General features: G+C 69.8%; 18 protein-coding genes. 10 read left to right on the top strand and 8 right to left on the bottom strand.

The annotated features are described in order from the left end of the window. Positions 1-14: 14 nt before the first annotated feature. On the top strand, positions 15-359 hold the full coding sequence (locus ABD197_RS02285) for a hypothetical protein (protein ID WP_344051177.1): 345 nt from the start codon (positions 15-17) through the stop codon (positions 357-359). 7 nt (positions 360-366) lie between these two features. After that, positions 367-1,293 (top strand): phosphoribosylaminoimidazolesuccinocarboxamide synthase, encoded by a 927-nt coding sequence (locus ABD197_RS02280; RefSeq protein ID WP_344051175.1) that lies wholly within the window; start codon positions 367-369, stop codon positions 1,291-1,293. An 85-nt stretch (positions 1,294-1,378) separates the two neighbouring features. Here ABD197_RS02280 and ABD197_RS02275 read toward each other — a convergent pair whose 3' ends face one another. The 5 genes from ABD197_RS02275 to ABD197_RS02255 all read right to left on the bottom strand — a co-directional run bounded on the left by ABD197_RS02275 (position 1,379) and on the right by ABD197_RS02255 (position 7,337). Then, complete coding sequence (locus tag ABD197_RS02275; protein ID WP_344051173.1) at positions 1,379-2,389, bottom strand: LacI family DNA-binding transcriptional regulator; 1,011 nt, start codon at positions 2,387-2,389, stop codon at positions 1,379-1,381. A gap of 45 nt (positions 2,390-2,434) precedes the next feature. Continuing rightward, complete coding sequence (locus tag ABD197_RS02270; protein WP_344051171.1) at positions 2,435-3,922, bottom strand: glycoside hydrolase family 1 protein; 1,488 nt, start codon at positions 3,920-3,922, stop codon at positions 2,435-2,437. Between the two features lies 1 nt (position 3,923). Beyond that, positions 3,924-4,841, bottom strand: a complete 918-nt coding sequence (locus ABD197_RS02265) for a carbohydrate ABC transporter permease (protein ID WP_344051169.1) — start codon at positions 4,839-4,841, stop codon at positions 3,924-3,926. Beyond that, entirely contained in the window at positions 4,838-5,926 is a 1,089-nt protein-coding gene (locus tag ABD197_RS02260; protein WP_425560993.1) for a carbohydrate ABC transporter permease, read from the bottom strand. Before ABD197_RS02260 ends, ABD197_RS02265 begins: the two co-directional genes overlap by 4 nt. 130 nt (positions 5,927-6,056) lie before the next feature. Further along, entirely contained in the window at positions 6,057-7,337 is a 1,281-nt protein-coding gene (locus ABD197_RS02255; protein ID WP_344051167.1) for an ABC transporter substrate-binding protein, read from the bottom strand. 250 nt (positions 7,338-7,587) lie between these two features. Between ABD197_RS02255 and purS the strand changes: the two genes are divergently transcribed. After that, complete coding sequence (gene purS, locus ABD197_RS02250) at positions 7,588-7,836, top strand: phosphoribosylformylglycinamidine synthase subunit PurS (RefSeq protein WP_344051165.1); 249 nt, start codon at positions 7,588-7,590, stop codon at positions 7,834-7,836. Then, positions 7,833-8,540 carry a phosphoribosylformylglycinamidine synthase subunit PurQ gene (gene purQ, locus ABD197_RS02245; RefSeq protein ID WP_344051163.1) on the top strand — a complete coding sequence of 236 codons (708 nt, stop codon included), beginning with the start codon at positions 7,833-7,835 and terminating at the stop codon, positions 8,538-8,540. Before purS ends, purQ begins: the two co-directional genes overlap by 4 nt. Before the next feature lie 105 nt (positions 8,541-8,645). Here the strand turns inward: purQ and xdhC are convergent, their stop codons facing one another. Genes xdhC through ABD197_RS02230 form a run of 3 tightly spaced genes read right to left on the bottom strand, consistent with a single transcriptional unit; the run spans position 8,646 to position 13,280 of the window. Continuing rightward, a complete protein-coding gene (gene xdhC, locus ABD197_RS02240) occupies positions 8,646-9,476 on the bottom strand; it encodes a xanthine dehydrogenase accessory protein XdhC (protein WP_344051161.1) in 831 nt (276 codons plus the stop codon). 7 nt (positions 9,477-9,483) lie between these two features. Further along, positions 9,484-11,796 (bottom strand): xanthine dehydrogenase molybdopterin binding subunit, encoded by a 2,313-nt coding sequence (gene xdhB, locus ABD197_RS02235; RefSeq protein WP_344051158.1) that lies wholly within the window; start codon positions 11,794-11,796, stop codon positions 9,484-9,486. Then, positions 11,793-13,280: a xanthine dehydrogenase small subunit gene (locus ABD197_RS02230; protein ID WP_344051156.1), complete on the bottom strand. Its 1,488-nt coding sequence runs from the start codon at positions 13,278-13,280 to the stop codon at positions 11,793-11,795. The genes xdhB and ABD197_RS02230 overlap by 4 nt, the downstream gene beginning before the upstream one ends. Before the next feature lie 79 nt (positions 13,281-13,359). On the opposite strand from ABD197_RS02230, the gene ABD197_RS02225 reads away from it, so the two are divergent. The 6 genes from ABD197_RS02225 to ABD197_RS02200 all read left to right on the top strand — a co-directional run bounded on the left by ABD197_RS02225 (position 13,360) and on the right by ABD197_RS02200 (position 18,560). Then, positions 13,360-14,283, top strand: a complete 924-nt coding sequence (locus ABD197_RS02225) for a 2-hydroxyacid dehydrogenase (RefSeq protein ID WP_344051154.1) — start codon at positions 13,360-13,362, stop codon at positions 14,281-14,283. A 24-nt stretch (positions 14,284-14,307) separates the two neighbouring features. Continuing rightward, on the top strand, positions 14,308-14,817 hold the full coding sequence (locus ABD197_RS02220) for a nucleoside deaminase (protein ID WP_344051152.1): 510 nt from the start codon (positions 14,308-14,310) through the stop codon (positions 14,815-14,817). Between the two features lie 120 nt (positions 14,818-14,937). Then, on the top strand, positions 14,938-16,038 hold the full coding sequence (locus tag ABD197_RS02215) for an ABC transporter substrate-binding protein (RefSeq protein ID WP_344051150.1): 1,101 nt from the start codon (positions 14,938-14,940) through the stop codon (positions 16,036-16,038). Between the two features lie 28 nt (positions 16,039-16,066). Then, positions 16,067-16,888: an ABC transporter ATP-binding protein gene (locus ABD197_RS02210; RefSeq protein ID WP_344051148.1), complete on the top strand. Its 822-nt coding sequence runs from the start codon at positions 16,067-16,069 to the stop codon at positions 16,886-16,888. Next, positions 16,888-17,694, top strand: coding sequence for an ABC transporter permease (locus tag ABD197_RS02205; protein ID WP_344055776.1), 807 nt, complete (start codon positions 16,888-16,890; stop codon positions 17,692-17,694). Before ABD197_RS02210 ends, ABD197_RS02205 begins: the two co-directional genes overlap by 1 nt. Continuing rightward, the gene (locus tag ABD197_RS02200; RefSeq protein ID WP_344051146.1) at positions 17,691-18,560 is read left to right on the top strand and encodes an ABC transporter permease; all 870 of its coding nucleotides are present in this window, start codon (positions 17,691-17,693) and stop codon (positions 18,558-18,560) included. Before ABD197_RS02205 ends, ABD197_RS02200 begins: the two co-directional genes overlap by 4 nt. The last annotated feature ends 4 nt before the right edge of the window (positions 18,561-18,564 follow it).

Here is an 18,564-nt window from a genome sequence, read left to right as displayed (position 1 = left end):
CTACCGTGGCGGGCATGACGGATGCAGAGGCGGTCGAGCGGGCACACGCGATCTTCGACCCGATCGCCGCGGACTACCTCGGGCGCCCGGGCGTGGACATGGGCCACATGTTCGCGAGCGAAGGCCTGCGCGTGCGCGGCAAGATCTTCGCGCTCGTGAGCTTCGACGGGAAGCTGATGCTCAAGCTGCCGGCCGCACGCACGACGGAGCTCGTCGACGCCGGTGAGGCGGAGCGCGTCGAGATGGCCGGCCGGTCGATGCGCGAATGGATCTTCGTGCCGGTGGAGAGTCCCGGACTCTGGGGGCCACTGGTGGCGGAGGCCTTCGCGTACCTCGACGAGATCACGCCCGCGGGATAATGGCGGGGTGAGCTCACCCCTCGATCTGCCCGGCTGGCGGCACGTCTACTCCGGCAAGGTCCGCGACCTGTACGTCCCGGACGACCTCGAGCCGGACGCGCCCGCCGAGCGTATGCTCGTCGTCGCGAGCGACCGGGTGAGCGCATTCGACCACGTTCTCGAGCCCGGCATCCCCGACAAGGGCGTGCTGCTGACGACGCTGAGCCTCTGGTGGTTCGATCGGCTCGCGGTCGGCGGCGACGGGGCGCGCGGCATCCCGAATCACCTCGTCGCGGACCACGTGCTCGGAGCCGACGGGCCGCGGGAGCTGATCCCGGACGCCGTCTCCGGCCGGGCGATGGTCGTGAAGGCGCTCGAGATGCAGCCGATCGAATGCGTCGTGCGCGGGTACCTGACCGGGTCGGGCTGGGCGGAGTACAAGATGGACGGCACGGTGTGCGGCATCCCGCTGCCCGCAGGGCTTGCGAACGGGGATCGACTGCCCGAACCGATCTTCACCCCCGCGTTCAAAGCCCCGATGGGCGAGCACGACGAGAACATCTCGTTCGAGCGGACCGTCGAGATCGTGGGTGCAGAGACGGCGGCGGAGCTGCGCGACCTGTCACTGGAGATCTACACACGCGCGGCGCGCATCGGCGAGGAGCGCGGCCTGATCCTCGCGGACACGAAGTTCGAGTTCGGCCGCGACGAGCAGGGAGTGATGACGCTGGCCGACGAGGTGCTCACGAGCGATTCGTCGCGGTACTGGGATGCCGAGGCCTGGCGTACCGGGACGACGCCGGCGGCCCGCATGGCGAGTTTCGACAAGCAGATCGTGCGGGACTGGCTCGCGGCGAACTGGGACAAGACGGGCACCCCGCCCGAGCTTCCCGCCGAGATCGTGGCGCAGACCGCGGCTCGCTATCGCGAACTGCTGTCGCGCCTGACCTCCTGACCCTTCCTACCCCTCCGCGAGAGGGCAGAGATGTAGGCCGACACGCCGCTGAACAGGTGCATTTCTGCCCTCTCGCGAGCTGCAGTCAGACGCTGGCGCGGACGACCAGCTCGGTGTCCAGAACCGTCACGTGATCGGGATTGCGGCCGGCCAGGAGGTCGAGCAGCACGTCGGCCATCTTCTCGCCCTGGGCGAAGGACGGCTGGCGCATCGTCGTGAGGGGCGGCGAGACCGTCGTCGCGACGGGGGAATCGTCGAAGCCGACGATCGCGATCTCGTCGGGCACGCGGATGCCGGCGCGGGCCAGCACCGCGAGCGCACCCCGGGCCATCAGGTCGCTCGCGATGAACAGCGCGTCCGGGCGGTGCCCCGCGTCGAGGATGCGGGTCATCGCCGCGGCGCCGCCGTCCGCGGTGAAATTGCCGTCCTCGACGGCGACCGGCTCCAGGCCCGCCTCCGCGAGGGCTTCGAAAAAGCCGGTGAGCCGGTCGATGCCGGCCGGCATCGTGCGCGGACCGGTGATCGAGGCGATGCGGCGCCGTCCCTGCTGGATGAGGTACGCCGTCGCCTCCCGTCCGCCGCGCACGTTGTCGACGTCGACGTAGTAGTCCCTCTCACGCTCGCGGACCGGCCGGCCGCCGTAGACCACGGGGACCGCGGCGGCGATCCGGTCGATGAACAGGTCGCTCGTGTGGTGCGACACGATGATCGCCCCGTCGACACTGCCGCTGCGGACGTAGCTCGTCGTCTTGTCGCCCGGGTCGTCACTCGCGATGAAGAGGTTCAGGACGTAGTCCGAGCGGCTCACGCGCGCGTTGATGCCCGAGACGATCGCCGCGAAGAACGGGTCGCCGAAGAACCGCGTGGTGTCTTCGGGCACGACGAGGGCGATCGCGTGGGTCTGCCGGCTCGCGAGCGACCGCGCCGCACGGTTGGGCACGTAGTTCAGCTCGGAGATCGCGCGCTTGACGGACTCCAGAGCGCTCGGGCTCACGGCCGTCGACCCGTTCACGACCCGGGAGACCGTCGACCGCGAGACGCCCGCGGCGGCCGCAACCTCTTCGATCGTGGCGGCGCCCGACGCGTGCGTGCTCATGTCGCTCACCATGCCATCCCCTCCTGCACTCCGACGATCGCTGCGCTACTCGCGATCTGCGGCGGGTGCGACATCGTCCAGTTCCCGCGCCGCGATGATACGCGCGTACTCCCTGCCGCTGTCCTTCACCGACCGCTCCTGCGTGTCGTAGTCGACTCGCACAATACCGAATCGCTTCTCGTAGCCCCACGCCCACTCGAAGTTGTCCAGGAGCGACCAGTAGAAGTAGCCGCGCACGTCGACTCCGGCATCCACCGCATCGAGGATCGCGCCGAGGTGCAGCCGGACGAATTCGACGCGCTCGTCGTCGTGCACCCGCACCGCACCGTCCTCCACGACCGGGACGTCGTCGTATGCGGCGCCGTTCTCAGTGACGAACAGCGACGTGCCGGCCGGCCGGGCGTACTCCTCCGAGACCCGCACGAGCAGGCGGGTGAGCCCCTCGGGCTGCACCTCCCACTGCATGGGGGTCCGCGGCAGGCCCCGCTCGTGCCAGAAGATGCCGTCGGAGGAGGGGAACGGCGAGCGGCCGGGGCGATCGGTCGGCGCGTCGCCGGCCTTGGGCGGCACGGCGGGCGCATGTCCGCCGACGAATTCGCCGTGGTAGTAGTTCACGCCGAGCGTGTCGATCGGGGTGGCGATCGCCTCGAGGTCGCCCGGCCGGATGGCGGCGCGCAGGGCGTCGTCGGCGATCTCATCGAAGATGTCCTGCGGGTACTGCCCGCGGAAGATCGGGTCGAGGAACCAGCGGTTGAACTGGCCGTCGATCCGGCGCGCGGCGTCCACATCCGCCGGATCGGTGGGGTCCACCGGGTCCGCGACGGTGAGGTTCAGCGTGATGCCGAGGTTCAGCGACTCGTCACGCGCGCGCAGCTCGCGGACCGTCTGCCCGTGGCCGAGCAGCAGGTGGTGGGCGGCCAGCATCCCCTCGCTGTCGCTGTAGTGACCCGGCGCGTGCAGCCCCGCGGTGTAGCTGAGGAACGATGAGCACCACGGCTCGTTGAGGGTCGTCCACACGTTCACACGGTCGCCCAGCGCGTCGTGCATGTCGAGGGCGTACTCGGTGAAGCGATCAGCCGTCTCGCGGACGGTCCAGCCGCCCTTCTCCTGCAGCGCCTGCGGCAGGTCCCAGTGGTAGAGGGTCAACCAGGGCAGGATGCCGGCATCCAGCAGTTCATCGACGAGCCGGCTGTAGAAATCCACGCCCTCGGTGTTCAGCGCGCCGCCGTCCGGGCGCACGCGCGACCACGACGTGGAGAACCGGTACGTCTGCAGGCCCATCGAGCGCATCAACGCCACGTCATCGCGGTAGCGGTGATAGTGGTCGCACGCCACGTCGCCGTTATCGGCGTTGATGACCGCGCCCGGCACGCGACTGAAAGCGTCCCAGATCGACGCGCGTCGGCCGCCCTCGAAGGCGGCGCCCTCGATCTGGTAGGCGGCGGTGGCCGCGCCGAACAGGAAGTCCTGCGGGAATGGCCGGGACAGCCGCGCGGGCTCGACGAGGAGCGGCTTGGTGATGTCGATGGTCATGTCAACCCTTCACGGCGCCGGCCATGATGCCGCTCACGAGCTGCTTACCGACGAAGACGAACAGAATGAGGAGGGGGATCGTCGCGAGCAGCACGCCCGCGAGGACGATCGAATAGTCGACGAAGTAGTTCGACTGCAGGAGCGAGAGCGCCACGGGGAGCGTCGGGTTCTGACGGTCGAGAACGATGAACGGCCAGAAGAAGTTGTTCCACGCCGAGACGAACGTGAACAGGCCGAGCATCGCCGCGGCGGGACGCGCCGCGGTCACGCCGATCGTCCAGAACGTGCGGAACGAGCTCGCCCCGTCGACCCGCGCGGCCTCGATCAGCTCGTCGGGCACGGCCTGCTGCAGGTACTGGGTCATCCAGAACACGCCGAACGCGCTCGTGAGCGCCGGCACGATGATCGCGCCGATCTGACCGGTCCAGCCGAGGTCGCTGAAGAGGATGTACAGCGGCACGACGCCGAGCTGCATCGGCACCGCCATCGTGGCGACCACGAAGACGAGGAGCCATCTCGACCCGCGGAAGCGGAGCTTCGCGAACGCCCAGCCGGCGAGCGTGGAGAAGAAGACGACGGACAGGGCGATCAGACCCGAGCTGTAGATCGAGTTCCACAGCGCCGGCCAGAAGTTCACGGCCGGGTTGTTGATCACGCTCGCGGCGTTCTCGAGGAAGTTTCCCCCGGGGAGCCACGACATGTTGGGGTCGCGGATCGTCGAGGAGTCCCCCGAGCCGATCAGGAACGACCAGTAGAAGGGGAAGAGCGCGGCGGCCAGGACGACGCCGAGCGAGCCGTAGACGAACCAGCCCGGCCGCGAGCCGCGGATGCGGCGCGCACGGCGGCGGCCCGCCCGCTTCTCCTCACGGGTGATCTGGTCGTCCTCGACGTGGAGCGGAACGCGGGTGACGGAGCTCATCGCTGTCCTGCCTTTCCGGCGGCGGGGGTCTCGGTCAGCGCACGACGCGCGGCGCGGGCGGCGGCCCGCTGCTGGCGCTTGCTGACGGCTCCTCGCGTGCCCTCGTCGCGGACGAGGCCGCGGGTGACGAAGAGATTGATGATGCCGATCACGAGGATGATCAGGAACAGGATCCAGGCGAGGGCGGCGGCGCGGCCGAAATTGAACTCGCCCCACCCGATGTTGTAGAGCCAGAGGGTGATCGTGAGCCACTGCGAGTCTGCGCCGCCCGTGCCGTACTGGTCGTACATGCGGGGCTCGTCGAAGATCTGCAGCCCGCCGATCGTGGAGGTCACGATCACGAAGATCAGGGTCGGCCGCAGACTCGGCACGGTGATCGCGAAGAACTGGCGCAGCTTGCTCGCACCGTCGATCGCCGCGGCCTCGTAGTAGTCGCGCGGGATGGCCTGCATCGCGGCGAGGAGGATGAGGGTGTTGTACCCGGTCCAGCGGAAATTCACCATCGTGGCGATCGCGACGTGGCTCGCGAACGCGTCGGAGTGCCACGGCACCGGCGGGATGCCGAAGTTCGCGAGCGTCGTGTTCACGATGCCGTACTGGTCGCCGAACATGTTGCTGAAGATCAGGGCGACGGCGACGGGTGCCATCACGTACGGGACGAGCACGCCCATGCGCCAGAAGGTCTTGGCGCGGATGTTCTGGTCGAGCATCGCGGCGATGAAGACCGCGAGGATCATCTGCGGGACGGTCGAGAGCAGGAAGATGCTGAACGTGTTGCGCAGCGCGATCCAGAACTTCGGGTTGCTCAGCACGTAGGCGTACTGGTCGAAGCCGACGAACGTGCCGGAGTTGCGGATCAGGTCCCAGTCCATGAACGAGATCACGGCGGTGTAGGCGATCGGGAAGAGCCCGATGATCACGAACAGGATGAAGAACGGCGAGATGTAGAGGTACGGCGCGACCTTGACGTCCCAGTGGTTCAGGCGCTGGCCGAAGCCGACGCGCTTGGGCTGGCGGGGAGCCCGGCCGGGTTCCGGTGAACGCGGTGCCGCGGTCGCCGGCGGCGGCGTGCTGGTCGTGGTCACGACGGTCCTCGATTCGAAGCGCAGAGGTGGGGATGCGGATTCCGCGGGGGTGATGAGCGGATGCCGCGGGCTCGCCGTGCGGGAGCCCGCGGCATCCGTCATGTGTGTTCGCAGCGCAGCTGCAGGGGTGTTACTTCAGGGCGTCGACTTCAGCGACCCACTGGTCCCACGAAGCGGCGGCGTCCTGCGTGCCGTCCTCGACGCGGGTGAGCGCCTTCTGCATCGCGTCGTTGATCTGGAAGTAGAACTCGCCCTTGAACGGGGTGACATCCACGGCCTTCGCGCGGTCGGACAGGATCTGGCCGACGGGTGCGTTGTTGAAGTACTCGTTCGTCGCCTCGAGAAGCGTCGGGTCGCTCAGCGCCTCGTTCTGGCTCGGGAACGTGCCCGCGGCCGTGAACGCCTTGATCTGCTGCTCGGGAGCGGTCAGCCAGTCGGCGAGCTTCTGCGCCGCCTCGACGTTCGCGCCGTTGGCGGGGACGGTCAGGTACGAGCCGCCCCAGTTGCCGCCGCCGTTGGGGAAGACGTTCGCGATGTCCCAGCCGGTGACGTCGGGTGCGTTGCCCGAGATCACGCCGAGCATCCAGCCCGGGCAGAGCATCGTCGCGAAGGCGCCGTTGCTGAGTCCCGCGAACCAGTCGTCGGACCACTGGCCGAGGTGGGCGGACTCGGTGGCGCTCGCCTCGAGCACCTGGTCGTAGATGTCCTTGACCTCGGGGTTGGTCGTGGCGATGATCTCACCGGACTCGGGGTCTTCGTACGCCGCCTCGACCTGGTTGATCATGCCCTGGTAGGTGCCGCCGGCGGAGTCGAAGAACGCCTTGCCGGTCGCGGTCGTGTACTGCTGGCCGACCTCGAAGTACTTCGCCCAGTCGCCCTCGAACAGCGCGGCGACCTCTTCGCGATCCGTCGGCAGGCCCGCCGCGGCGAACAGGTCGGAGCGGTAGCAGATGCCCTCGGGGCCGATGTCGGTGCCGTAGCCGATGAGGTTGCCGGCGGGGTCGGTCGCGGCCTGGACCTTCCAGTCCAGCCAGCGGTCGGTGAGGTCCGCGGGGACCGGCGCGAGCAGGTCGGAGTACTTCATGACCTCGGGGAGCCAGTCGACCTCGATCGCCTCGATGTCGGCCAGGCCGGTCTTGCCGAGCTTCTGGAAGTAGTTGGCGCGCGCGTCGTTGGACGTGGCGGCCTTGTTGTGGACGATCTTCACGTTCGGGTTCTCGTCCATGTACTCCTGGAAGAGCTCGTCCGTGTAGCCGAAGTCGTTGAACGTGGCGACGGTGAGTTCGATCTCCCCGTTGGGGTCGCTCGAGGACGAGCCACCACTGCTGCCGGCGCAGCCGGCGAGGACGATGGCGGATGCTGAGAACGCGGCCACGGCCACGGCGCCTCTGCGGAAGGCACGTGAGTTCACTGTCACTCCTTTGTGTTGTCAGGGTGTTGCGATGAGGTGGTGCTGTGGGCGTGCGAGCCGGGTGCTCGGGACCCTCGATTCCGTGGGAGCGTTCCCACCGGATGCGAGCCACGCTATGGGATCGCTCCCATGAAGTCAAGGGAGCGGTCCCACGGCTTTCGTCACGGTTCGATCACGGCCCGCGACGGAGGCGTGCGGCGTCCGGCCGTAGACTGGGCGGACAGTCCCGCCCGCGACATCCGGAGCCCTCATGCCCACCATCGTCGTCGACGTCATGCCCAAAGCCGAACTCCTCGACCCCCAGGGCAAGGCCGTGTCGGGCGCGCTCTCCCGCCTCGGGGTGTCGGAGTTCAGCTCCGTCCGCATCGGCAAGCGCTTCGAGCTCACCGTCGAGGGCGAGGTCGGCGAGGACGTCTTGGCCAAGGCCCGCGAGATCGCGGACGACATCCTCTCGAACTCTGTGATCGAAGACGTCGTGGGCATCGAGGTCGTGGAGTGACCACCCGCATCGGGGTCATCACGTTCCCCGGATCGCTGGACGACCGCGACGCGCACCGCGCGATCCGGCTCGCGGGCGGCGAGCCCGTCGCCCTGTGGCACGGCTCGCACGACCTGGACGGCGTCGACGCCCTGGTGCTGCCCGGCGGCTTCAGCTACGGCGACTACCTCCGCGCCGGCGCGATCGCCGCGCTCGCGCCGATCATGGCCGAGGTCAAGGACGCCGCGGCGTCCGGGATGCCGATCCTCGGCATCTGCAACGGCTTCCAGATGCTGGTCGAGGCGCAGCTGCTGCCGGGCGGGCTGATCCGCAACGCCCACCAGCAGTTCGTCCGCCGCGACCAGCGACTGCGCGTGGAGAACTCCGACACCGCGTGGACGCACGAGTTCCGTACCGGGCAGGAGATCGTCATTCCGCTCAAGAACGCGGACGGCGGATACATCGCGTCCGAGTCGGAGCTGGACCGCCTGGAGGGCGAGGGGCTCGTCGCCTTCCGCTACCTCGGGGTGAACCCGAACGGGTCGCTGCGCGACATCGCCGGCCTCACGAACGAGCACGGCAACGTCGTCGGCCTCATGCCGCACCCCGAGCACGCGGTCGAGGAGGGCTTCGGCCCGAACACCCCCGCCGCGATGCGCTCGGGCCTGGACGGCCTGCCGTTCTTCACGGCCGCGATCGCGGCCGTGGTCGGCGCCGCCGCCTAGCCTCGGCATCCGCCCTCCGCCGTCTCTTCGCCCGGCGAAACTGCACCGGGACGCCGAGACCGAGGGGAATCCCCTGCGTCTCGGCGCGCAGATGCAGTCTCGCGGCTAGGAGGGGCGGGACGGGGACTGCTCGATCAGTTGCAGGATGCGGGCGGCGACGCTCACGGCGATCGACGCCGGGGCCTTGCCTTCCACCTCCGGGATGCCGATCGGCGTGCTCACGCGCTCGAGATCGGCATCCGCATGCCCGAGCTCGCCCAGCTTCACCCGGAACCGCGCCCACTTCGAACGCGACCCGATGAGCCCGATCGAGCCGAGGTCGCCGCGGCGCAGCGCCTGGTCGGTGATCGCGAGGTCCTCGCCGTGGTCGTGCGTCATGATCAGGACGTGGGCGCCGGCGGGAAGGTGCCCGAGCGCCGCCTCCGGCACCGGCGCGTGACGCACGCTGACCGTCGCGACCGCATCGGCGAAGACCCCGGTAGAGCCCGGATCCCCGACGCGATCCGGATGCAGCATCTCGGGCCGCGCATCGATCAGGTGCAGCTCCATCCGCTGCCGGGCGAGGATGCGGGCGAGCTCCAGTCCGACATGCCCTACCCCGAAGATCGCCACTGTCGGGACCACCGGGACCGGTTCGAGCAGCATCGTCACCTCGCCTCCGCAGCATTGGATGCCGTAATCCGTCGCCGCCTTGTCGCTGAGCGCGAGGGTGAGCAGCTGCGGCTCGTCATCTCCGGCGGCGAGCATCTCGCGGGCGCGCTCCACCGCGGTCGCTTCGAGATTCCCTCCGCCCACCGAGCCGAACAGCCCCCCGGGAGAGACGACGAGCTTCGCGCCGCCGTTGCGCGGCGCGTGTCCGCGCACCGCCGCGAGCGTGACGAGCACCGCGGGGCTGCGCGCATCGCGCAGCCGTCGGAGCTCGTCGACCCAGTCCACACCGACCTCAGCGCGCGGCTTCGATCGCCCAGAAGACCGCTTCCGGGGTCGCCGGGGAAGCGAGCTCGACGGTGCGACCCCCCGGCCCGAACGCCGCCACAGCCTCCCGCAGCGCTTCGCGCGCGCTGAAGGCGAGCATGAGCGGCGGCTCGCCGACCGCCTTCGAGCCGTACACAGCGCCGTCCTCCCGCGCATCGGCGTAGAAGTGCACGGAGAACTCCTCGGGCATCTCCGAGAAGCTCGGCAGCTTGTACGTGCTCGCCGAGGTCGTCAGCAGGCGCCCCCGACCGGGACCGTCGGTCTCGTCCCAGCGGAGCTCCTCGAGCGTGAGCCACCCGAGGCCCTGCACGAAGCCTCCCTCGACCTGCCCGAGGTCGATCTGCGGCGAGAGCGAGTCGCCGACGTCGTGCACGATGTCCACGCGCCGGATCCGGTACTCGCCGGTGAAGCCGTCCACCTCGACCTCGGTGGCGGCGGCACCGTAGGAGAAGTACTTGAACGGCGAGCCCTGCATGCGCTCGATGTCCCAGTGGAGGCCCTCGGTGCGGTAGTAGCCCGCCTGAGAGAGCTGGACGCGGGCGAAGTACGAGGCCGATACGACCTCCGTGAAGGGCACGGAACGCCCACCGGCCGAGACCGTGCCGCCGGCGAAGACGACGTCCGCGGCATCCGCCTCGAGAAGCCCGGCGGCGACCGGCCGCATCCGCTCGCGGATCTGGTCGCACGCGTTCTTCACGGCCGCGCCGTTCAGATCGGCGCCGGAGGAGGCCGCAGTCGCCGACGTGTTCGGCACCTTGTCGGTCCTCGTCGGGGCGAGCCGGACCACGCTCAGCGGCACGCCGAGCGCGGTCGCGGCGACCTGCAGCATCTTGGTGTGCAGTCCCTGACCCATCTCGGTCCCGCCGTGGTTCACGAGCACCGAACCGTCCTTGTACACGTGCACGAGAGCGCCGGCCTGGTTGTACGCGGTGAAGTTGAACGAGATCCCGAACTTGATCGGGGTCATCGCGAGGGCGCGCTTGGTGTCCTCGTGGGCGGCGTTGAACTGCGCGATCCCGGCCTGCCGCCGGTCGACGTCCGCCTCGGCGCGGAGCCGGTCCCAGATCGCGGGCATACGCTCGGCATCCTTCACGACCTGCCCGTAGGGCGTCGCCTGGCCGGGCCGGTAGAAGTTCATGCGCCGCAGCTCTGCGGGGTCGACCCCCAGCGCGGGGGCCGCGCGGCCGAGGATGTCCTCGATCAGGAAGACGCCCTGGGGGCCGCCGAACCCGCGGAACGCCGTATTGGAGGTCTTGTGGGTCTGCGCGACCCGCCCGGTCGCGCGCACGTTCGGGATCCAGTACGCGTTGTCGAGGTGGCAGAGCGCCCGGCTCATGACGGGTTCGGAGAGGTCGAGGCACCAGCCGCCGTCGGAGGTCAGCGTCGCGTCGAGGGCGAGGAGCGTGCCGTCCGGCTCGAAGCCGGCGCGCCACGAGATGTGGAACGGATGCCGCTTCCCGGTCATCGTGAGGTCCTGGGTCCGGGTGAGCCGCAGTCTGACGGGTCGACCGGTCAGCATCGCGCCGAGGGCGGCGATCGCGGCGAGCCCGTGCGGCTGCATCTCCTTGCCGCCGAACGCGCCGCCCATCCGCAGCTGCTGCACCGTGACCCGGTTCGAGGGCACGTGCAGGACGTGCGCGACGATCTCCTGCGTCTCGCTCGGGTGCTGCGTGGACGACTCGACGAAGACCTGGCCCTCGGAGTCGATGTGCGCGAGGGACGCGTGGGTCTCGAGGTAGAAGTGCTCCTGGCCGCCGAACTCGGTGACGCCCTCGAACACCACCGGCGCCGCGGCGAGGGCGCCTTCGGCGTCGCCGCGGGCGACCGTTCGTGCGGCGCCCTGGTACGAGCCCGCCGCGATCGCCTCGGTGATCGTCACGATCGAGGGCAGCGGCGCGTAGTCGACCGTGACCGCCGCCGCACCGAGGCGCGCGGCCTCGGGCGTCTCGCCGAGCACCCACGCGAGCGCGTGACCGCGGTACATCGCCTCGGACGGGAAGAGCGGCTCATCCTGCTTCACGCCGGCGTCGTTCACGCCCGGCACGTCCTCGGCCGTCAGCACCCGGACGACTCCGGGCACGCTGTACGCGCCGAGCACGTCGAGCGTCACGTGCGCGTGCGTGTGCGTGGACTGCACCGGCCACGCTGTGAGCACTCCGGCACGCAGCGCGGCGAGGTCATCGGTGTAGACCGCGCGGCCCGTGACGTGCAGGCGCGCGCTCTCGTGAGCCGTCGGGCGGCCCACGACCGGGTCGATAGGGCGCGCGGCGAGGTCGCTCATGCGACGGCCTCCGCGTGCGGGCGGCGGGCGTAGAGCTTGCGCAGCGCGTTGCCGAGCATGAGCGCCCGATACTCGCCGCTCGCACGGTGGTCCGAGAGCGGGGTGCCCTCGGCACCGAGCACGGCGGCGGCGTCGCGGATCGTCGGGATGCTCCACTCCCGGCCGACGAGCGCCTGCTCGGTCGCGCGCGCGCGGATCGGCGTCGCCGCGACACCCCCCAGACCGATGCGGGCGTCGGTGACGACGCCGCGACGGATGCCGAGGGCGAACGCGACCGCGACGCTCGAGATGTCGTCGAACCGGCGCTTGCTGATCTTGTGGAACGCGGTGACCCGCGCGAGGGGCAGCGGCACGCGGACCGCGCGGATGAGTTCGTCGGGGCGGCGGACGCTCTTCCGATAGCCGGTGAAGTAGTCCTCGAGGGCGATCACCCGCTCTCCGTCGGCGCAGGCGAGCACGACGCGCGCGCCGAGCGCGAGCAGCGCCGGACTCGCGTCGCCGATCGGCGACCCGGTGCCGAGGTTGCCGCCGATCGTGGCGCGGTTGCGGATGAGCGGCGAGGCGAACTGCGGGGCGAGCTGGTCCAGGAGCGGGACGCGCCCGGCGAGCGCACGCTGCACCTCCGCGATCGTGAGGGCTGCGCCGATCTCGATCTCCTCGTCCGTCTCGGCGAGCGTGCGCAGCTCGGGCAGCCGGTCGATCGCGATCGCGAGATCGGCCCGGGCCGCGCGCAGGTTCACCTCGACACCCCAGTCGGTGGCGCCGGCCACGATCTGCGCGGTCGGCTCGACGCGGAGCAGGTGGAGCGCGTCGGACAGCTCGGCGGGACGCACGAACCTCCGGCCGTCGACCGTGGTGTCGGTGACGAACGCCTCGGGCGCAGGGAACCGCCGCCGCGCCGCGAGCGGGTCGTCGGGGTCCGGCATCCCGAGGGCGTATGCCGCGTCGCGGATCGGCCGATAGCCGGTGCAGCGGCACAGATTGCCGCTGAGCGCATGCAGATCGAAGCCGTTCGGTCCATGGTGGGCGTGGGGGTCGTCGATCGCCTCCGGCTCGTCGGGGCGATCGGCGGCGGCATCCGCGGGGCGACGATCGGCGCGGTAGAACTCGCCCGCCATGCTGCACGCGAAGCCGGGCGTGCAATACCCGCACTGCGACCCACCGGCCGCGGCGAGGCTCTCCTGCACGGGATGCAGGTCCTCGGGCGCGCCCAGTCCTTCGGCCGTGACCACCTCTTGGCCGACGAGGGCGTAGGCGGGGACCAGGCACGAGTTCACCGCGGTCCACGCGGTGCCGCCGTCGGGGTCGGGCATCGCCATGAGCACCGCGCACGCACCGCACTCACCCTCCGCGCAGCCCTCCTTGCTGCCCGGCAGCCCGGTCGACCGCAGCCACTCGAGCGCGTTGGTGTGCACCGGCACGCCGCGCAGCGAGCGCTCGGTGCCGTTGACGGTCAGGGCGGACTCGTCCGGATCTTGCTCCACGTCGCGATTGTACGTGCGGCATGTTTCGGCGGGTCGCACCCCGAGGCGGTTCGATCGGCGGCTCACGTAGCGTGGAGGCATGAGCGCGAACATCGTGGTGTCCGTCCCGACCGAGGAGCTCGCCGAAGCTCTCCGACCCTCCCCGGACGGAGTCGAGATCACCGTCTGGGACATGAAGGATGCGTCACCGCGGGAGACGATCGACCTCGTCGTCCCGCCCTACATGTCGATGAAGAAGATCATGCCGCGCCTGGCCGGGGTGCGGACTCGCCTCGTGCAGAGCCAGTCGATCGGGTACGAGGGAATCGAAGACGAGCTGCCGCCCGGGCACGTCTTCGCGAACGCCGCGTCGGTCCACGAGGCCTCCACGGCCGAATTGGCGGTCGGCCTCGCGATCGCCGCGCAGCGGCACCTCCCCGAATTCGTCCTCGCGCAGCAGGAGCGCCGGTGGGCCTCGCGTTTCTCCGAGAGCCTCGCCGACCGCCGGGTGCTGCTGATCGGGTACGGCGGCGTCGGCAAGGCTGTGGCCGCGCGGCTCGCTCCCTTCGAGGTCGAGCTCACGGTGCTCGCGTCGCGAGCCCGGTTCGAGGACGGGATGCCGGTGCACGGCGTCGAGCGTCTGCACGAGCTCCTCCCCGAGGCCGAGATCGTGATCCTCACTCTGCCGGGAGGCGATGCGACCCGGCACATCCTCGACGCCGACGCCCTCGCGGCGCTGCCGGACGGCGCCCTCGTGATCAACGTCGGACGCGGTCCGCTCATCGACACGGATGCCCTCGTCGCCGAGCTCGAGCGCGGGCGCCTGCGCGCGGCGCTCGATGTCACCGATCCCGAGCCGCTGCCGGCCGACCATCCGCTGTGGACGGCACCCGGCGCGCTGATCGTGCCGCACGTGGGCGGGGCCTCCAGCGCCATGACACCGCGGACCGTGAAGCTCATCCGGCATCAGATCGAGCGGATGCTGGCCGGCGAGCCCCCGCTGAACGTCGTGTACGAGAGCTGAGGCGGCATCGGATAACGTCGCGGCATGAGCCCGCACCTGGACATCGACGGCCTGTCGGCCGAGGACGTGCCGCACCTCGAGCACGCGATCCGCCTCGCTTTCGCCGCGCGTGAGCGCGGTGACCACCCGTTCGGCGCCGTCCTCGTGACACCCGACGGCACGGTCGTCGAGGGGCTGAACTCCGTCGAGACCGACCGCGACCCGACCGGGCACGCCGAGACCAATCTCGTCCGGAACGCCTCGCGCGCCCTGTCCCCGGAGATCGTCGCCGCCTCGACGCTGTACACGAGCACCGAGCCGTGCGCGATGTGCTCGGGCGCGATCTACTGGGCCGTGATCCCGCGGGTGGTGTACGCGCTCGGATCGGATGAGCTCGACCGGATCGTCCACGAGAACGACGGCGAGCAGGAGCTCGCGCTGCCGAGCCGAGAGGTGTTCTCCCGCGGCGGCAGGGCGACCCTGGTGGTGGGCCCGGTGCCGCTTCCCGGAGCCGCCGAGGTGCACGCCGAGTTCTGGGACCGCCGCTCGTCCTGAGCGAGAGGAGCGGCATCCCGCGGCAGGCGTCACACCGCCGAAACACGACGACCGACGTCGTGAAACGTGCGCCGCCTAGCGTCTGTCTGATCACACTGCATCAGAAGGGATGCCAACCCGATGGCAACACACAGCACACTGCCTCGGCGCGTCGGCGCGATCGCCGCGGCCGTCCTCGCCTCCGCCCTCGTCCTCGCCGGATGCGCGTCCGGCGGATCGACGCCCGCCGCGTCGGGCGGATCCAGCGAAGCCGCCTCGTTCGGTGACATCAGCGTCCAGTACTCGTGGATCAAGAACGAGGAGTTCGCGGGCGAGTTCTACGCCTATGAGAACGGCTACTACGACGAGGCGGGCTTCGGCGAGGTGACCGGCATCGCCGGCCCCGACACCGGCGTGGCCAAGCTCCTCTCCGGTTCGGTCCAGGTGGCCCTGAGCGACGCGGCATCGGTCGGTGCGGCTGTCGCCGAGCAGGACGCCCCGCTGAAGATCATCGGCGCGACGTTCCAGAAGAACCCGTTCACGATCCTCTCGCTCGCCGAAGGCGGCGACATCAAGACGCCGGAAGACCTCATCGGCAAGAAGATCGGCGTGCAGGACTCGAACGCGTCGGTGTTCGCGGCGCTCCTCGCCGCGAACGACATCGACCCGAGCGAGGTCGAGATCGTTCCGGTCGACTTCGACCCGACCCCGCTCATCAACGGCGAGGTCGACGGCTTCATGGCCTACCTGACGAACGAGGCGATCACGGTCGAGATGGCCGGCTACCCCGTGACGAACCTCGCCTACGCCGAGAACGGCCTGCCGTATGTCGCGGAGACCTTCACGGTGACCGATCAGTACCTCGCCGAGAACCGCGACCTGCTGAAGGCGTTCCTGATCGCCGAGATCAAGGGCTGGACCGACACGTTCACCGAGCCCGTCGAGGACACCGTGTCGCTCGTGACCGACTACTACAACGAGTCGGCAGCGGCGGGGGACCTCACGTTCGGTGAACTCGACCCTGAGAAGGTCGCTGCGGGCATCGCCGCGCAGGCGCTGCTGATCTCGACCGACGAGACCGAGGCCAACGGCCTGTTCACGATCTCGGACGACCTGAAGAAGCAGACTCTCGCGTCGCTCAAGACCTCCGGGTGGGACCTCACGGCGGACCAGCTCTTCGACACGTCGATCATCGACGAGATCTACGAGGAGAACCCCGACCTCGTGAAGTACCTCCCCTGACCGGGTAATTCGCTCACGCGAAGGAATCATGACCACCGCACCACAGACGGATGCCGGTGCCCAGACGGGCACCGGCATCCAGATCTCCGGAGTCTCGAAGTCGTTCGCCCTGCGCGGCGGCAAGACGCTCCTCGCTCTTCAGGACACCGACCTGCACACCGAGAAGGGCTCGTTCCTGGCCCTGCTCGGTCCGTCCGGCTGCGGGAAGTCGACGATCCTGCGGATCCTCGCGGCACTCGACCACCCGACATCGGGCACCGCGCTCGTGGACGGCGAATCACCCGACCAGCTCCGCGCCGCGAGCGAGCTCGGCATCGCCTTCCAGGACCACGCGCTGCTCCCCTGGCGGAGCGTCCGCAAGAACATCGAGCTGCCCTTCGAGGTGGCGGGCAAGCCTGTCGACAAGGACTACGTCGACGAGCTCATCGCCCTCGTCGGACTGAAGGATTTCGCGGGCGCCAAGCCCGCCCAGCTTTCCGGCGGCATGCGCCAGCGCGCCTCGATCGCGCGCGCACTCGTGCTCAAGCCGTCCGTGCTGCTGCTGGACGAGCCGTTCGGCGCGCTCGATGACATGACGCGGCAGAACCTCAATCTCGAGCTCCTGCGCATCTGGACCGAGAAGCCCGCCACGACGCTCCTGGTCACGCACGGCATCAGCGAGGCGATCTTCCTCGCCGACCGCGTGGCGGTCATGTCGCCGCGGCCCGGTCGGGTGAAGGAGATCATCGAGATCGACCTTCCCCGTCCGCGCACCCCCGATCTGATGCGCACGCCCGAGTTCCACGCGTACGTCGACCGTGCCTCCGAACTGCTGTTCGGCTCGGACGGGCGCGCCGAAGCGGAGGCGTGATGCGTGTCGGGCGGATGCCGACCTGGGCGTCCGGCATCATCGGTGGGATTTCGCTCGTCCTGCTGTGGTGGCTCATGTCGGTCATCGCCTTCCGGCCGCAGGAGGGGACGACCTTCACGCCGGTCCCGTCTCCGCTCGCGGTCTTCCAGTGGCTGTTCGTGGACGGCAACATCGCGGGCGCGTGGAGCGTGTTCCAGCCCACGATCACCGCGGCCGCGATCGGCTACGTGTGGGGCAACGGCATCGCGCTCGTGCTCGCCGCGTTCGTCCTGGTCTTCCCGAAGACCGAGACCGTCATCACACAGATCGCGGTCGTGAGCTACTGCCTCCCGATCGTCGCGATCGGCGGAATCTCGGTCGTGGTGCTCGGCGGTGCGAAGAGCCCCGGCGACCCCTCGGCGACCGCGATCTTCCTCGCGGCGCTCGTGTGCGTCTTCACGACGGTGGTCGGAGCGATCCTCGGCTTCAAATCCGCCGACAAGGCCTCGCTCGACGTCGTCCGCGTCTTCGGCGGCAGCTCGTGGACGCAGCTGCGCAAGGTGCGGCTCATCGCCGCGCTCCCGGCGATCCTGAACGCGCTGCAGATCGCCGTCCCCACCGCGTTCCTCGGTGCCGTGCTCGGCGAGTACCTGGGGGCGATCACGGCCGGCGTCGGCCCGACCCTCATCCGGCTGCAGGGGCAATTGGATGCCGCGGGCGTCTGGTCCGTATTCCTGCTGTGCGCGGTGTTCGCGCTCGTCGCCTACGGCCTCGTCGGGCTCCTCGTGCGGGTCGTGACCCCCTGGGTGTCGGGAGCGGCGCGATGACCCAGACCGCGGGGCTCGTCCTGACCGCCGATCCGGCCGCACAGGCACAGCTGAAGGCCGATCGCCGCAAGGCGCTCCTGCGCACGATCGGCCGCTCGCTCGGCAACGCTGCGATCACGTTCGCCGTCGTCCTGCTGCTCTGGCAGGCGATCGTGAGCTTCTCCGGGATCTCGCCCTACATCGCGAAGGGCCCGGTCGACGTCTGGAACTTCCTCTTCGCAGGCGAGGACGCCGCCGAGCACCGCGCGCAGATGGCGCCGCTCGTGTGGCAGACGCTCGTGGACTCGTCGATCGGGTTCGTGTTCGGGATGCTCACCGCGATCGTCTTCGCGATCCTGTTCAGCCTGTCGAAGTCGGTCGAGGCGGGCGTCATGCCGCTCGTCCTGCTCCTGCGCACGATCCCGCTCGTCTCGATCGCGCCCGTGATCATCCTGGTGACCGGGCGCGGGACCGTCGCCTCGGTCGCCGTGATCGGCACGATCGTCGTGCTCTTCCCCGCGCTCGCCAGCATCCTGTTCGGACTCAGCCGAGCGAGCAGGCAGAGCATCGACGTGATCCACGTGTTCGGCGGCGGGCGCCTCACGGCGCTGCGGAAGGTCAGCATCCCCGGAGCCGGTCCGTCACTGTTCGCCGCGGCCCGCGTCTCGGTGCCGGGAGCGGTCACCGGTGCCCTGCTCGCCGAGTGGCTCTCGACCGGTCAGGGCATCGGCGGGGCGATCCTGAAGTTCAACGCCCAGGCCCAGTTCACCCAGCTGTGGACAGCGATCGCGCTCATCACCCTCATCACGCTGCTGCTGTACAACATCGTGCAGATCGTGGAGAACATCGTGCTGGTGCGCATGGGCATGGCGCCGTCTCAGCGCTGACGCC

This window comes from Microbacterium lacus (assembly GCF_039531105.1).
GTDB classification, from domain to species: domain Bacteria; phylum Actinomycetota; class Actinomycetes; order Actinomycetales; family Microbacteriaceae; genus Microbacterium; species Microbacterium lacus.
This window is presented reverse-complemented; position numbering and strand designations above follow the sequence as displayed.

Bases quoted from the DNA above. Each gene is read 5' to 3' on its own strand.
- ABD197_RS02285 (WP_344051177.1), top strand. From the start codon at position 15: ATGACGGATGCAGAGGCGGTCGAGCGGGCACACGCGATCTTCGACCCG.
- purS (WP_344051165.1), top strand. From the start codon at position 7,588: ATGCCCACCATCGTCGTCGACGTCATGCCCAAAGCCGAACTCCTCGAC.
- ABD197_RS02215 (WP_344051150.1), top strand. From the start codon at position 14,938: ATGGCAACACACAGCACACTGCCTCGGCGCGTCGGCGCGATCGCCGCG.
- ABD197_RS02225 (WP_344051154.1), top strand. From the start codon at position 13,360: ATGAGCGCGAACATCGTGGTGTCCGTCCCGACCGAGGAGCTCGCCGAA.
- xdhB (WP_344051158.1), bottom strand. From the start codon at position 11,796: ATGAGCGACCTCGCCGCGCGCCCTATCGACCCGGTCGTGGGCCGCCCG.
- ABD197_RS02200 (WP_344051146.1), top strand. From the start codon at position 17,691: ATGACCCAGACCGCGGGGCTCGTCCTGACCGCCGATCCGGCCGCACAG.
- ABD197_RS02275 (WP_344051173.1), bottom strand. From the start codon at position 2,389: ATGAGCACGCACGCGTCGGGCGCCGCCACGATCGAAGAGGTTGCGGCC.
- ABD197_RS02210 (WP_344051148.1), top strand. From the start codon at position 16,067: ATGACCACCGCACCACAGACGGATGCCGGTGCCCAGACGGGCACCGGC.
- ABD197_RS02220 (WP_344051152.1), top strand. From the start codon at position 14,308: ATGAGCCCGCACCTGGACATCGACGGCCTGTCGGCCGAGGACGTGCCG.
- ABD197_RS02205 (WP_344055776.1), top strand. From the start codon at position 16,888: ATGCGTGTCGGGCGGATGCCGACCTGGGCGTCCGGCATCATCGGTGGG.
- ABD197_RS02270 (WP_344051171.1), bottom strand. From the start codon at position 3,922: ATGACCATCGACATCACCAAGCCGCTCCTCGTCGAGCCCGCGCGGCTG.
- ABD197_RS02265 (WP_344051169.1), bottom strand. From the start codon at position 4,841: ATGAGCTCCGTCACCCGCGTTCCGCTCCACGTCGAGGACGACCAGATC.